Source organism: Microbacterium resistens (genome assembly GCF_031456305.1).
Classification (GTDB): Bacteria; Actinomycetota; Actinomycetes; order Actinomycetales; family Microbacteriaceae; genus Microbacterium; species Microbacterium resistens_A.
In genome coordinates this window covers 216557-230783 of record NZ_JAVDUM010000001.1, presented here as the reverse complement: position 1 = coordinate 230783, position 14227 = coordinate 216557, and the positions used below count along the sequence as shown (strand labels likewise).

Annotated in this window: 14 protein-coding genes; 10 read left to right on the top strand and 4 right to left on the bottom strand. The window is 72.5% G+C overall.

The annotated features are described in order from the left end of the window. Positions 1-20: 20 nt before the first annotated feature. Entirely contained in the window at positions 21-800 is a 780-nt protein-coding gene (locus J2Y69_RS01135; RefSeq protein ID WP_310016670.1) for an AraC family transcriptional regulator, read from the top strand. Here J2Y69_RS01135 and J2Y69_RS01130 read toward each other — a convergent pair. The 3 genes from J2Y69_RS01130 to J2Y69_RS01120 all read right to left on the bottom strand — a co-directional run bounded on the left by J2Y69_RS01130 (position 763) and on the right by J2Y69_RS01120 (position 5039). Continuing rightward, the gene (locus tag J2Y69_RS01130; RefSeq protein WP_310016668.1) at positions 763-2013 is read right to left on the bottom strand and encodes an APC family permease; all 1251 of its coding nucleotides are present in this window, start codon (positions 2011-2013) and stop codon (positions 763-765) included. The two genes, J2Y69_RS01135 and J2Y69_RS01130, sit on opposite strands and share 38 nt — an antisense overlap. A gap of 75 nt (positions 2014-2088) precedes the next feature. Then, entirely contained in the window at positions 2089-3747 is a 1659-nt protein-coding gene (locus J2Y69_RS01125) for a CocE/NonD family hydrolase (RefSeq protein WP_310016666.1), read from the bottom strand. Then, positions 3744-5039, bottom strand: a complete 1296-nt coding sequence (locus J2Y69_RS01120; protein WP_310016665.1) for an MFS transporter — start codon at positions 5037-5039, stop codon at positions 3744-3746. The genes J2Y69_RS01125 and J2Y69_RS01120 overlap by 4 nt, the downstream gene beginning before the upstream one ends. 164 nt (positions 5040-5203) lie before the next feature. On the opposite strand from J2Y69_RS01120, the gene J2Y69_RS01115 reads away from it, so the two are divergent. Beyond that, positions 5204-6295, top strand: a complete 1092-nt coding sequence (locus J2Y69_RS01115; protein ID WP_310016663.1) for a LacI family DNA-binding transcriptional regulator — start codon at positions 5204-5206, stop codon at positions 6293-6295. A 9-nt stretch (positions 6296-6304) separates the two neighbouring features. Here J2Y69_RS01115 and J2Y69_RS01110 read toward each other — a convergent pair whose 3' ends face one another. Continuing rightward, positions 6305-6775 (bottom strand): DUF4442 domain-containing protein, encoded by a 471-nt coding sequence (locus J2Y69_RS01110; protein WP_310016661.1) that lies wholly within the window; start codon positions 6773-6775, stop codon positions 6305-6307. Positions 6776-6873: 98 nt separating this feature from the next. On the opposite strand from J2Y69_RS01110, the gene J2Y69_RS01105 reads away from it, so the two are divergent. The 8 genes from J2Y69_RS01105 (at position 6874) to J2Y69_RS01070 (ending at position 14221) form a co-directional block, all read left to right on the top strand. Further along, the gene (locus tag J2Y69_RS01105) at positions 6874-7224 is read left to right on the top strand and encodes a GntR family transcriptional regulator (RefSeq protein WP_310016659.1); all 351 of its coding nucleotides are present in this window, start codon (positions 6874-6876) and stop codon (positions 7222-7224) included. Continuing rightward, complete coding sequence (locus tag J2Y69_RS01100) at positions 7221-8345, top strand: DUF1648 domain-containing protein (RefSeq protein ID WP_310016657.1); 1125 nt, start codon at positions 7221-7223, stop codon at positions 8343-8345. Before J2Y69_RS01105 ends, J2Y69_RS01100 begins: the two co-directional genes overlap by 4 nt. Then, positions 8335-9372: a CPBP family intramembrane glutamic endopeptidase gene (locus J2Y69_RS01095; RefSeq protein ID WP_310016655.1), complete on the top strand. Its 1038-nt coding sequence runs from the start codon at positions 8335-8337 to the stop codon at positions 9370-9372. The genes J2Y69_RS01100 and J2Y69_RS01095 overlap by 11 nt, the downstream gene beginning before the upstream one ends. 109 nt (positions 9373-9481) lie before the next feature. Next, positions 9482-10150 (top strand): O-methyltransferase, encoded by a 669-nt coding sequence (locus tag J2Y69_RS01090; RefSeq protein ID WP_310016653.1) that lies wholly within the window; start codon positions 9482-9484, stop codon positions 10148-10150. A gap of 234 nt (positions 10151-10384) precedes the next feature. After that, positions 10385-11665: a phosphopyruvate hydratase gene (gene eno / locus J2Y69_RS01085; protein WP_310016651.1), complete on the top strand. Its 1281-nt coding sequence runs from the start codon at positions 10385-10387 to the stop codon at positions 11663-11665. 44 nt (positions 11666-11709) lie between these two features. Next, positions 11710-12258 carry an FtsB family cell division protein gene (locus J2Y69_RS01080; protein WP_310016649.1) on the top strand — a complete coding sequence of 183 codons (549 nt, stop codon included), beginning with the start codon at positions 11710-11712 and terminating at the stop codon, positions 12256-12258. Between the two features lie 114 nt (positions 12259-12372). Further along, complete coding sequence (locus J2Y69_RS01075; protein WP_310016647.1) at positions 12373-12897, top strand: DUF501 domain-containing protein; 525 nt, start codon at positions 12373-12375, stop codon at positions 12895-12897. Between the two features lie 10 nt (positions 12898-12907). Continuing rightward, positions 12908-14221, top strand: a complete 1314-nt coding sequence (locus J2Y69_RS01070; protein ID WP_310016645.1) for a S8 family serine peptidase — start codon at positions 12908-12910, stop codon at positions 14219-14221. The last annotated feature ends 6 nt before the right edge of the window (positions 14222-14227 follow it).

The window sequence follows — 14227 nt, the reverse complement described above, 5'->3', positions numbered from 1 at the left end:
TCCGGCCCTACGCTGGTGCCATGGTGGATCCGACCCGTGGGGTGCTCTATCCCGCGCGCCTTCCGAGCTTCCATCGCCTTCCCGCGCCGGAGGGGGCAGCCGAGCTCGCCGTGTGGATCTGGATCCCGGAGTGGGACATCGAGGCAGGGCGGTCCTCCCGGCAGGAGCTCGTGGCCTATCCCGCGCTCAACCTCGTGGTCGAGCCGCACGGCGTCTCGCTGGTGGGGCCGTCCACGCGTCTGAGCCATCGCGACCTCACGGGCCGGGGCTGGGCCGTGGGGGCGCTGCTCCGCCCGGCCGCCGTCACGGCGCTGATCGACGAGCCGGCCGCCCTCCGCGACGACGAGCGCACGCTCGACGAGCCGGGGCTGCACGCGGCCGTCGTCGCCGCGATGGGCTCGGGCGACGGGCATCGGGAACGCGCCGCCGCGGTGCTCGGGTCCTGGCTGGCGGATCGGGTCGGGACGGTGTCCGAGCCTGCGCGGCAGGCGAACGCGATGGCCGAGCTGCTGATGGCCGATTCGTCGGTGCGGGATCCGGAGAGCGCCGCGGCCCGGCTCGCCGTCTCCCTGCGGACCCTGCAACGGATGGCGCACCGGTACGTCGGGGTGTCGCCGGCCGCCATGATCCGTCGCCGTCGGCTGCAGGAGGCGGCGGGGCTGGTGCGGGAGGATCCGGGGGCCGATCTCGCGACCATCGCCGCGGACCTCGGCTACGCCGATCACGCGCACCTGACGAACGACTTCCGCACGGTCCTCGGGTTCACGCCATCGGCGTACCGCGCCGCCGGTCGAGACTGAGGCGCAGCGCCCGGAGGAGCAGGCCCACAGCGACGACGGCGGCGCCGATCGCCGAGGACAGCGGCGGGAGCGCGAGGACGAGGGTCAGGCATCCGATCGCGCCGACGACGGGCAGCGCGCGGGGAAGCCGTCGCCCCTCCGGCCGCTGCGCGAACGCGGCGGCATTGGCGACGAAGTAGTAGAGCAGCACGCCGAACGACGAGAAGCCGATGGCTCCGCGGAGGTCGGCGACCAGCACGATCGCCACGACGACGACCCCCGCCGCCAGCTGCGCGCGGCGAGGGACGCGGTGCACGGGATCGATGCGGGCGAGCGCGTGCGGCAGATCCCGCTCGCGGGCCATGGCGAGAGTCGTCCTGCCGATTCCGCCGAGCAGCGCCAGCAGGGCGCCGAGGGACGCCGCGGCGGCCGTCGCCCGGACGACGACGTCGGCGCCCGCCCCCCAGCCGGCACGGGCGACGACGTCGGTGAGCGGGGACGCGGAGGCCGCGGCGTCGCCGCCCAGCGTCAGCACGACGGCGCCGCCGACGAGGAGATAGACCGCCAGCGCGGCGCCCAGGGCGATGGACACGGCCCGCGGGATCGTCGTGGCGGGGTCGCGGACCTCCTCGCCCATCGTCGCGATCCGCGCGTAGCCGGCGAAGGCGAAGAAGAGGAGCCCCGCGCCCTGGAGCACGCCGTAGGCGGTGGGGTCGGGGAGCGGCGCCGGGTCGGCGTCCGGGAGGGCGATGCCGGCCGCGATCACGACGACGGCGAGGCCGATGAGCGCGACGGTCACCAGGATCCGGGTCAGCCGAGCGGTGCGGGTGATGCCCACGCTCGTGACGATCGTGAGCGCCACGACCGCGGCCACGGCGACGGGGATCCGCCAGGAGGACGGTGCGACGTAGGCGGCGAAGGTCATCGCCATCGCCGCGCAGCTCGCGAGCTTCCCGATCACGAAGCACCAGCCCGCCGCGTACCCCCACCACGGTCCGAGCTCGGCCCGGCCGTACGCGTAGACGCCTCCGGAGACGGCATACGCGGCGGCGAGCCGGGAGGAGGAGGTGGCGTTGCAGAACGCGATCACCGCGGCGATCGCCAGGGCGATCCCGACCCCGCTTCCCGCCGCGCCGATCGCCGGTCCCCACACCGCGAACACTCCGGCGCCGATCATCGCGCCGAGGCCGATGGCGACGGCGTCCGCAAGGCTCAGACGGCGAAGGAGGGGCATCGGGTCATCATGCCCATGGCGGGTGAACGGCCGGTGTCCTCGCGACAGGACAGGTGTCCTCGCCGCAGGGTCTCCTCACCGGACCGCCGGGAGGGCGATGACGGGGAGACGCAGCAGCAGCGGGTCCTCTCCGCCGAGCGAGACGGTCTGCAGGCTCGGGATGAGCCGGCTGAAGTCCCGTACCGGGTCGTCCGTGCCGGGGTTGCGCAGCCGTAGCGGGTGCGCGCCGGAGGAGGCCTGGAGGCGGAGGCGGTGGCCGGCGGCGAAGCGGTGCGCGGCAGGGGCGAGGTCCAGCAGGACGCGGCGGCGCTCGCCGGAGGCCGCGTCCGCGCTGAGGCGCAGGTAGCCGTCCGTCACGGTGAGGGACCGTCCCCGCCGGTCCACATCGCAGAGGCGCACGAAGACGTCGGCGCGCGGGTTCGTCGAGGCGAGGGTGAGCTCGACGACGGGCGTGCCGCCGAGGACCAGATCCTCGGCGAGCCTCGGTCCGGTGAACACCAGCACGTCCTCGCGTCGCTCACGACGGCGCTGATCCCGGCGTCCCGCTGTGAAGGGGTTGAGGCTCCGCCCTCCGGCGCTGGGGGTGGGGTTCGCCGGATCGTAGACGTACGTCGCCGATGCTGTGCGGAGCGGGCCTCCGCGCCTCTGCAGGGCGCCGTCGGCGGAGGCCTCCCAGGCGATCTCGTCGCCGGGCGGCGGCCATTCGGCGAGCTCGTGCCACCCGCCGCCGCCGGTGACCTCGATGCGCACGGCCGGTCCTGCCGTCGGGTCCTCGAAGCCGCGCAGGGCCTCCCGCGTGCCGAGGGCGAGCGTCTCCGGGGCTCCGTGCCGCCAGTCGCCAACCGCGAGCCGCACCGGGACCCCGCTCCGGCGGAGGGCGGCGTAGTCGTCCAGCTGGCCCTCGAGGAAGAGGTCCTGCCAGCCCGCGAGCAGGGCCACGGGCGGGATCGTCGCGGGGTCCTGGGCGAAGTGCAGCGGCTCCCACCAGGGGTCGCCGGGGTCGCTGTGCGCGATCCAGTCGCGCAGGAACGCGGGGTCTCCGCTGTGGGCGCGGATCCCGGCATCCGACGGCGGGATCGCGAACGATCCGCGGCGCAGGCGCCCGTGGGCGAGGAGCATCGCCCAGAGACGGGAGAGGGGCCTGCGCTCCTGAAGGTCGAGGGCGTAGGCCCAGGCGAGGACCGTCTCCATCGCGAACCCGCCGCCGCGATAGATGATGGCGCTGTCGAAGGAGCGCGCCGACACCGCGATGCCCAGGGCGTCCGGGCGCTGGTCGGCCTCGCACATCGCCCACTGGGTGACCCCGAAGTAGCTCCCGCCCCAGGTGTGGACGGGGCCGGTGGCCCACGGCTGTGCGCGCACCCAGCGGAGCGTCGCCCGTCCGTCCGATGCCTCGTCGTGCAGCGGATCGAAGACGCCCTCCGAGCCGAAGGTTCCGCGGCAGCTCTGCACGACGACGTGGTGCCCGCGCTCGGCGAAGAACAGCGCGGGTCCGGCGACGCTGTCCCGACCGTAGGGAGTGCGGATGAGCAGGGTCGTCGCGTCGGCGTCCCTGGCGTGCCAATGGTCGGTCAGGAGCGCCCTGCCGTCCTCGCCGAGGACGCGGATGTCGCGATCGACCACGACGCCCTCATGCGTGGGCGATGGCATGCCCGGGGCGCGGGTGAGCGCGCGGTGCTCGCGGCGGGCACCGCGGGTGAGCCGAGGGCGGGTGGGCCGGGGGGAGCTGCTCATCGCACTCCTTTCACGCGGGTGACCGCGAACGCGGCCAGCACCGCCATGATGACAGCCGTGACGTAGAGGGCGACGAAGTTCTCGCCCGTGGGCGAGCCGATCCTGGTGACGAAGAACCCGAAGACGGGCACCACGATCCCCGGCACCAGGTAGGCCAGCGCGACGATCCCGAGGTCCTTGCCCGCATCCTCCGTCGAGGGGAGGCACTCGGTCATGAGCGCGACGTCGGCGGCGATGTAGGCGCCCTGCCCGGCGCCGACGATGGCGATCCCGATGAGGAAGAACAGGGTGTCGCCGAACGCGACCGCCAGCACGAGGCCGACGGCGCTCATCAGCGCCCCGATCACGACCGTGGGCTTGCGCCGGCCCGTCCGGTCCGAGATCACCCCGAAGACGAAGGCCATGACGAGGTTCAAGAGGGTGAACGCCCCGGTCGCCTGGGTCTGCACCGCGGCGATCTGTGCCGGATCGCTCAGGCCGAATCGACTGGAGATCGTCAGGTAGAGGTAGCTCGTCACGGAGATGATCGAGGCGGTCATCAGGAAACGGCAGGCCCACGCCCAGGCGAAGTCGGGGTACCGCCGCGGGCTGAGCCAGAAGGTCTCCGCCACGTGACGCCAGCGCAGGGGATCGGCGGGGGCGTCGCGATGGATGTCGTCGAGGGCGAAGAAGAGCGTCATCGCCAGGATCACGGAGAGCACCCCGGGGATGAGGAACATCGGCGCCTGGCCGAGACCCGCGATCGCCCCGGTGGCTGCGACGCCCAGCAGGATGCCGACGGTGCTCGCCGCTCCCGTGACGGCGGACATGATGGCCCGGATGCGACGCCGGATCTGATCCGCGAACAGGGTGTGCACGATCATCGAGACCGCGCCCCATCCGATGAGGACGAGGACGAGTCCCGCACCCAGCATGAGGAGCGAGTCGGCGACGGCCTGCACGACGTACCCGGCCAGGGCGATGAGGGAGCCGTACAGGATCCAGGGGCGGCGGATGCCGAGGCGCGACATCGATCGATCGCTGAGGCGGCCGAAGACGGGGGTGGTGACCAGGATCGCGGCCCCGCCGACCGTGAGCAGGATGCTGAGGTTCCCGGTGGCGCCCGCGGGGTCCCACTCCTTCAGCAGCTGGGGGACCGCGACGCTCGCGATGCCCTGTGCGATCCCGCTCGCGAGCCAGGCGAGGGTGAACGCGGCCCAGAACCACCAGCGCTGCCGGTGGCCGGGGATCTCGTCGTCGTCCGTCGCCACAGGGGTCGGCGGGGCGGTCGGGTCGAGCGCGGGTGCGGACATCATCGTCTCCTCGGCGCATAGCCGTTGCAGCGGCCTCCGGAAACGGATGGCCTGCGAGGAGTGTACGCGCGTACATTTACCCCGTCAACAGTTCGATGCCCGGAGGGCGCTCCTCGCCGTCCGGCTAGGCTGTTCCCGCCGATCAGCGAGGAGGTGCGCCGACGATGAAGCCGGCGAACGTGTACGACGTCGCGGCCGCGGCGGGCGTCTCCACGGCGACCGTCTCGCGGTACTTCCGGAGTCCCGAGAAGCTCAGCCAGGCGACGCTCGACCTGGTGAGGGAGGCCGTCGACCGGCTCGGCTACCTGCCGAGCGGCATGGCTCGGGGGCTCGCCGAACGGCAGACCGGAGCCGTCGGCCTCTACTCCTTCAGCGGTCATGAGCCCGATGAGCTGATCGACGCCGATCGGGCGGCGGACTCGGAGGGCCCGGTGCGCCCGCGCCTGTACCCGCTGTTCGCCGACGAGGTGCTGCGCGGCGTCGAGCTGGAGTGCACGCTGCGCCGGCTGCCGCTGGTGGTGGGGTGGCAGCTGGGACGTGAGGCCGGGATCTCGCTCGATGAGATCGCGCGGCGGGTGGACGGGGTGGTCGTGCTGCCGTCCACGATCTCGGAGGCCCAGCTCGCACAGCTCGCGAAGACCAAGGCGGTCGTCCTCGTCTCCCAGCCGGGGGGCGGGCGGGACGGGATCGACTCGGTCGTCGTCGACAACGAGGGGGGCATGGCGGCCCTCGCGGAGCATCTGGTTCACGTGCACGGGGTCCGCGCCCTCTGGTACGCAGGGCCCGAGAATGGCTACGAGCACGAGGCGCGTCGCCGAGGGCTGGACTCCGCGCTCGCGCGCGCCGGCGTCCCGCTCCCCGGGCCGACCGTCGTCGACGCCGGCTCGCGGGCGGCGTCCCGGGAGATCGCCGCGCGACTGCTCGCCGCGGAGGAGCCGCCCCGCGCCATCGTGTGCGCGAGCGACCAGACCGCGCTCGGCGTCATGGAGGCGGTGCGCGCCGCCGGGCACCGCATCCCGGAGGACGTCATCGTGACCGGGTTCGACGGGATCGACGCCGGACGGCTGACGGACCCTGGGCTCACGACCGTCCGGCAGCCGATGGAACGACTCGGCCGGGCGGCCATGGGTCTGCTCGCCGAGCGCCTGGCCGACCCCGGCCTCGGTCCGCGGAACCCTATGCTGCCGGTCGAGCTGCTGCTGCGCGGCTCGTGCGGCTGCGGCGACGGGCGGCCCGCGTCGATCTCGGTGTCGTGACCCTGGAGGTTACGGACGGGCCTGGGTCACGCGCTTCTTCTCGCGGATGTAGACCTCGCGGCGCACCCTGGCGACCACGTCGCCGTCCCGGTCGGTGACGACGGTCTCGAACCACTCGAGGACCTTGGCGCCGCCGGTCGCGCGTTCCCGGATCTCCTCCGCCTTCTCCCGGGACACCGAGAACTCGGCGGTCAGGACGCCCCGGCCCGGCTTCAGGAACTCGATCTCGCCCCTGGTGTCCCAGACGACGTAGTCGCGGCCGAGCTGGTGCATCACCAGCATGAAGAAGTAGGGGTCGGTCATCGCCGACATCGATCCGCCGAACGCGGTCTTGACGTAGTTGCGGGTGAAGAGGTTCACGTGCAGCTCGACGGTCGCATGCGTCCAGTCCTCGCTGAATCGGCGGACGCGAATGCCGCTGAACAGGTTGGGGATCCACAGACTCATGCCGACGGCGAGGCGGCGGGGAGTGATGCGCATGAAAACAGTGTGTCGGAGGTGCACGATTCAGGCGCATCTGCTGGAGGGTCTTCACAATAGTTCTACTTGACATAGAATTAAGGGTGAAGGGAGGCCTGATGCTGATCAGGATCGACCCCACAGCGGCCCGCCCCATCTACGAGCAGGTCGCCGCCTCCGTCCGTGCGGACATCGCCGCAGGGCGCCTCGCCCCCGGCGACCGGCTGCCTCCGGCGCGCGAGGTCGCTGCGGCCGTGGAGATCAACGTGCACACGGTCCTGCGCGCCTATCAGCAGTTGCGCGACGAGGACCTCATCGACCTTCGACGGGGTCGTGGCGCCATCGTCTCGACCTCCGCCGCGCCGCTCGCCGAGCTGGCGCAGGACATCCGTGCCCTGGTGGGCCACGCCGCCCAGCTCGGCCTCTCGCCCACCGCCCTCGCCGCTCTCGTGAAGGAGGCGACGCCATGATCTCGTCAACCTCGGAGATCCGCCGTGCCAGGACCGCGTTCCGATGGGTGGGGCTGTACACGCCGCTCGCCCTGCTCGTCGTCGCGCTGACGATCGTCGCCGTCTGGCTGCCCGAGCTCCCCGACCCGGTGGCCATGCACTGGGGCTCTCGCGGCGTGGACGGGCTCGGTCCGCGCTGGAGCGCGCTGATGCCTCCGCTGATCGGGATCGGCGTCGTCCTCCTGATCGGCGTGCTCGGGCTCGTCGCCCACCACCTGCCTGGAGCGTCGCCGGAACGGGGCGGCGTGATCGCCGACGAGGACGACGTGCCTCGATGGTCGGCGACCGGACGGCTCCTCGGTGCCGTGAACCTCGGGGTCGCCGGGCTCCTCGGCACGGTGTCCATCGCCACCGCGGGAATGCAGCGAGGGCTCACGGACGCGACGCGGACGCCCGACATCGGCCCCTGGGCGGCCCTCGGCTTCGGGGTGCTGGTCGCTCTCGCCGTCGCCGGCTGGTTCCTGCAGCCGCGGATCACGGCGAGCCCCGTGCGTGCGACCCCTGTGGCCGCGGCACCGCTCACGCCGGGGGAGCGGATCGCCTGGATCGGGACGGCCACGACCGGGATGGCCGGACGCATCGTGCTCGGGGCGGTGGCGCTGTTCTCGATCGGCCTGACCGTGGTCCTCGCGGCGAGCGGCGTGCGGTCCTGGTGGGTGCCCGCGCTCATCCTCGGCATCGCCACCGCGTTCATCCTCGCGACGCTCGTCTTCCGCGTGCGGGTGTCCTCCGGCGGCCTGTCGGTCCGCTCCGTCCTCGGCTGGCCGCGCGTCCGCATCCCCGCCGCCGAGATCGCGGACGTCGGCATCGTCCCGGTCTCCCCGATGGCCGACTTCGGGGGCTGGGGATGGCGCATCGGCCTCGACGGGCGGACGGGCATCGTCCTCCGCGCCGGTGATGCGCTCCAGGTCCGCCGTCGCAACGGGCGGACGTTCGTCGTCACCGTCGAGGACGCGCGTCGCGCCGCCGCCGCGCTGACGGCCGTCGTGAGCCCGGCGCAGAGCCCGGCACAGAGCCCGGCGCAGAGGCCGGTACAGCATACGGATCCGGCTCAGGAGAAAGGACGAGACCATGACCGATGACACCTCGACACCACCCCCGGCACAGACACCGCCTCAGGCACAGACGCCGCCCTCCGCGCAGCCCGCCGCGTCGGCGACGTCTGTGGGATTCGATCGCGTCCCCTGGGGCGCCGTGCTCCTCTACGTCGTCCTGGCCTGCGGGCTGGCCTGGCTGGTCGCGCTGCCGCTGTGGCTCGGCGACGGCCTGCGTGAGCCGTACGCGGGACTGCTCCTCCCGGTGATGATGTACACCCCGGCGGTGGCGACGCTGCTGGTCATGCTGATCCTGCGGATCCCCGGTCGGGGGCATCGCCTGCGGTTCCTCGGCATCTGGCCGCTGCGCCCGGCCAAGCGCGTCATCTGGCTGGTCGTGCTCGGGCTCCTCGCGCCGGTCGCGCTCGTGTTCGTCACGGTCCTGGTCGCGGGGGCGTTCGGGTGGATCCGGCTGGACCTGATCGGTCTGTCCGGATTCCAGGAGGTGCTCGCCGCGCAGACCCCGCCCGGCACGCCGTTGCCGCCCGCCGTGGTGATCGTCCTCGCCCAGCTGGTGTCGATCCCGATCGCGGCGGCGACGGTCAACGCGCTCGCCGCGTTCGGCGAGGAGCTCGGCTGGCGCGGTTTCCTGCTCCCCGCGCTGCGCCCGCTCGGCACCTGGCCGGCGCTCGTCCTCAGCGGCGTCGTGTGGGGTCTGTGGCACGCGCCGATCATCCTGCTCGGCTACAACTTCGGGCGCACCGACATCACGGGCGTGCTGACGATGGTCGGCGGCTGCGTCGCCTGGGGCATCCTGCTCGGCTGGCTGCGACTGCGCTCGGGATCGGTCTGGCCGGCCGTCTTCGCGCACGGCGCGTTGAACGCATCGGCGGGGATGTTCGTGTGGTTCTTCGCCGCGGGGACGACGACGGATCCGGTGCTGTCCGGCGTTCTCGGCGCCGCGGGCTGGATCGTCTGCGCCGTGGTGGTCGTCGTCCTGGTGCTCAGCGGCCAGTTCCGCAGGCAGCCGCCGCTCGCCGACCCACGGGCGGAGACCACCCCGCCGATGGCATGACGCCGAGGTGCGAGGCCGATGGCGTGACGCCGGCGTGAGCGCGGCGTGATGACGCGCCGCCGTGGAGAAGGCGATTGACGCGGCGCGCGCGGCGGGATTTGCTGGGGGCATGGCTGATTCCACTCCGCAGAACTGGCGCGCCTCCGACGAGTTCCTGGCCGAGGCCCTCGTCGGCCGCGACTCCGCCCTCGAGGCCGCGCTCGCCGCGCAGGACGCCGCGGGGCTCCCGGCGATCGAGGTCGCCCCGGTCGGCGGCAAGCTCCTGAGCCTGCTGGTCCGGATCGGCGGCGCGCGGCGCGTCCTGGAGATCGGCACGCTCGGCGGCTACTCCACGATCTGGATGGCCCGCGCGATCGGCGACGGAGGGCGGGTCGTCACGATCGAGGCCGAGCCGGGCAATGCCGCGGTCGCGAGGGCGAACGTCGATGCGGCGGGGGTCGGCGATCGCATCGACATCCGGATCGGCCGCGGGGAGGACGTGCTCCCTCGGCTCGTCGGGGAGGAGCCGTTCGATCTGGTCTTCATCGACGCGGACAAGGAGTCCAACACCCTCTACCTCGACTGGGCCGCGCGCCTCGGACGCCCGGGGACCGTCATCGTGCTCGACAACATCGGCCGCGACGGCGAGATCGTCAACGAGCGCTCGACGGATCCGAAGGTCATCGGCACCCGTGCGGGGCTGCGGATGCTGGGGGAGGATCCCCGGTTCGACGCCACCGCCCTGCAGACCGTCGGCGTCAAGGGCTGGGACGGCTTCGCCCTCGCCGTCGTCGCCTGACCCCCGCCGCCCCGTCCCGCGCCCCTCCGCCCGCCCCGCGCCCGGCCCCGCCGCGCCGCGCCCGGCCTGCGCCTTACTGCCCGCGAGACTGCATCTGCGTCACGAGGCAGCGCGAAAATCCTGCAGTCTCGCGACGCAGATGCAGTCTCGTCGTGGGACGGGGTCGGGTCGCTAGACTGGGCGGCGGACCGACGTCGCTCCACCTTCCCTTCCCTTTGAGCAAGGAGCACATCCGTGGCACTGATCGAGGCTGTAGGCGCTCGCGAGATCCTGGATTCCCGCGGCAACCCGACCGTCGAGGTGGAGGTGCTCCTCGATGACGGCATCGTGCAGCGCGCTGCCGTTCCGTCCGGCGCATCCACCGGCGCCTTCGAGGCGTACGAGCTCCGCGACGGCGACAAGAGCCGCTACGGGGGCAAGGGCGTCCTGAAGGCCGTCGAGGCGGTCATCGACGAGCTGGGCCCGGCGCTCGAGGGCGTCGAGGCGAGCGAGCAGCGCATCGTCGACGAGATCCTCATCGAGGTCGACGGCACCGAGAACAAGAAGCGCGTGGGCGCGAACGCCATCCTCGGCGTCAGCCTCGCCGTCGCCAAGGCCGCCGCCGACTCGGCGGACCTGCCGCTGTTCCGCTACCTGGGCGGACCGAACGCGCACGTGCTGCCCGTTCCGCTGTTCAACGTCATCAACGGCGGCGAGCACGCAGACAACGGCATCGACATGCAGGAGTTCTTCCTCGCGCCGATCGGTGCCGACACCTACTCGGAGTCGCTGCGCTGGGGCGTGGAGACCTACCACGTGCTCAAGGCGGAGCTGAAGGCCGCCGGCTACGCGACCGGTCTCGGCGACGAGGGCGGCTTCGCGCCCGACCTGCCCAGCAACCGCGAGGGCCTGGACTTCCTCGTCAAGGCGATCGAGAAGGCCGGCTTCACTCCCGGGACCGACATCGCCCTCGGCCTCGACGTCGCCGCCACCGAGTTCTTCTCCGACGGGGTCTACCGCCTCGATGGCAAGGACTGGGACGCCGCAGCCCTCACCGAGTACTACGTCGGACTGGTGAACGACTACCCGATCGTGACGATCGAGGACGCGCTCGCGGAGGACGACTGGGACAACTGGAAGGCCCTCACGGACGCGCTGGGGACCAAGGTCCAGCTCGTCGGAGACGACCTGTTCGTCACGAACCCGGCCCGTCTGGCCGACGGCATCGCGCGCGGCGTCGCCAACTCGCTCCTGGTCAAGGTCAACCAGATCGGTACCCTGTCCGAGACGCTCGACGCGGTGAGCCTGGCCCAGCGCTCGGGCTACACCGCGATGCTCTCGCACCGCTCCGGCGAGACAGAGGACACCACGATCGCCGACCTCGTCGTCGCCACCAACGCGGGCCAGATCAAGGCCGGTGCGCCTGCCCGGAGCGAGCGCGTCGCGAAGTACAATCAGCTTCTGCGCATCGAGGAGGAGCTGGGTGACGCCGCGGTGTTCGCCGGGCGTTCCGCCTTCCCGCGTTTCAAGGACTGATCAGGGATTACCTGCGCATCAGGGATCTCAGCGAAGGGGGAGTCATGGCACGTCGGCCGACTCCCCCTTCGTCGTCCTCCGGCCCCTCGTCCTCCGGGACGGGGCGGACGGATCCCGCGCCGCCATCGCGCCCCTCCCGTCGCGGCGGTGCGCGCACGGTCGATGTGCGCGGCTGGGTCGGCGGCATCCGCCTCTCCGGCTTCATGGTGATCATGCTGTCGCTGGTCGTGCTCGGGGCGTGGGTCCTCGTGCCGACCCTGGGCACGTACCTCGACCAGCGGCAGAAGATCGCGGCGCTCGAGCAGTCCGCGCACGTGAGCACCGAGAAGATCGCCGAGCTCAAGCTCGAACGGGAGCGCTGGAAGGACCCGGCGTACATCACCACCCAGGCGCGCGAGCGGCTGTTCTACTACAAGCCGGGCGAGGTCATCTATCTCGTCGACGACGACCTCGATCCCGCGCTCGTCCCGCGGGAGCAGGATCCGGTCAGCGACACCATCGAGGAGCGGCCGTCGGACTGGATGCCCCAGATCCTGCGCAGCCTGACCTCCGCCGGTCTCACCCAGGGCGTGACCGACGTGCCGGCGAACTGACGTCGCCTCTCGGGGCGGAGCTTCTCCGGACGCCCTCGTGATCGGGCGGTCCCAGAAGAGCCGTCGCGGCACGGCCGACGGCCTCCGCACAGGTGCGTCCTCTACCCTTGTGGGGTGACCACGCCCCCCTTCGCCACGCCAACGGACGCCGAGATCGCGGTCGTCTCCGCGCAGCTGGGTCGCGTCGCGCGAGGCGTCGTCGGCATCGCCGCACGCTGCGTCTGCGGCAACCCGACGGTCGTCGCCACCGCGCCGCGGCTTCCGGACGGTACGCCGTTCCCCACCTTCTACTACCTCACCCATCCTGCCGCGACGGCTGCGATGTCGACCCTCGAGGCCACGCAGGTCATGCCGGAGCTCGCGGGTCTGCTGGAGGAGGACGACGACGTCGCGGAGGGCTACCGCCGGGCGCATGAGGCGTATCTCGCCGACCGTGCCGGGTTCGGGGACGTCCCGGAGATCGTCGGCGTCTCCGCCGGCGGCATGCCCACCCGCGTCAAGTGCCTGCACGCACTCGCCGGGCACGCGCTGGCCGCGGGCGTCGGTGTGAACCCGATCGGCGACGAGGCGCTGCGCCGCTCCCGCTGGTCGCCGGAACGCTGCGAGTGCGACCAGCCCGGCGCGGCGAAGGCGGAGTGAACGGATCGCCATGACCGCGGGAAGCCGCCTGCGCACGCCGCGATCGCTCGTCCGGGCGACCGCGGCGGCGATCGTCGTGGCGGCATCGGCGATGCTGATCGCCGCGACCCCGACGCCCACTCCCACGCCCACCCCGACGCCCGATCCGGTGCAGTTGGCGGAGTACTGGCTCGACGGCGCGCATGTCCGGGACGCGTGGGCCGTCACCCGCGGCGCCGGAGTCAAGGTCGCCGTGATCGATACCGGCATCGCGAAGGGGGCGGCCTTCGACGCCGCGGTCACGGACGGCACGGACGTGTCGCAGCTCGGCTCGCCGGACGGGCGCACGCCGGTGGGGCCGATCGACAGCGATCACGGCTCGCTGGTGGCCTCGCTCGTCGCGGGGCGCCCGAACGCCGACGGCACGGGCATGATCGGCGTCGCGCCCGAGGCGGACCTCCTCTCCCTCTCCGTGGGATTCGGCGCCTCCGCGCCGGTCCCGTTCGCCAAGCAGGTCGCCGACGCCATGGTGTGGGCCGTCGACCATGGCGCCAAGGTGATCAACCTCTCCTTCACGACCAACACCCTGGACTGGGACCGGAGCTGGGACGACGCCTTCCTCTACGCGTTCGAGCACGACGTCGTGGTCGTGGTCGCCGCGGGGAACCGCGGCAGCGGGACGACCTCGGTCGGGGCTCCCGCGACGATCCCCGGCGTGCTCACGGTCGGAGGCGTCGACCAGCACGGCATCGCCAGCCGCGCCGCGTCCACGCAGGGGATCACGATCGGCGTATCCGCACCGAGCGAAGGCCTTCTGGGCGTCGCGGCCGACGGTCAGGTCATCCGATGGAACGGCACGAGCGGCGCCGCCCCGATCGTCGCGGGGATCGCGGCCCTGGTTCGCGCGGCGCACCCCGACCTGGACGCCGCCAACGTGATCAACCGCATCATCCGGACGGCGCGGCCGGCGGCGATGGCCACGGGATCGCCGGATCCGCTCTACGGCTTCGGGCTGGTGGACGCCGCCGCGGCCGTCAACGCACCGGTCGACGAGGTCTCCGCGAACCCGATGGGGGACCTCTCGGAGTGGATCCACCTGTACCGCCGCGCGGCGCAGAGCCCGGCCCCTCAGCAGACCTCGACCCCCGTGGCAATCCCGCCGCTGGCGGCGGCCGATGAGCCCTCGAAGCCGGGGTCGCCGCTCATCCCCAGCGCGGGCACATTGCTGTACGGTACCCTGCCGCTCATCGTGGTCACGGTCCCTGGTATTCTGATTGGGCTTGGCGTCACCGCTGCTGCCCGGCGCATCCGATCGGCGCGCGCCCGACGCACGCCAAGACCCTGACGACGA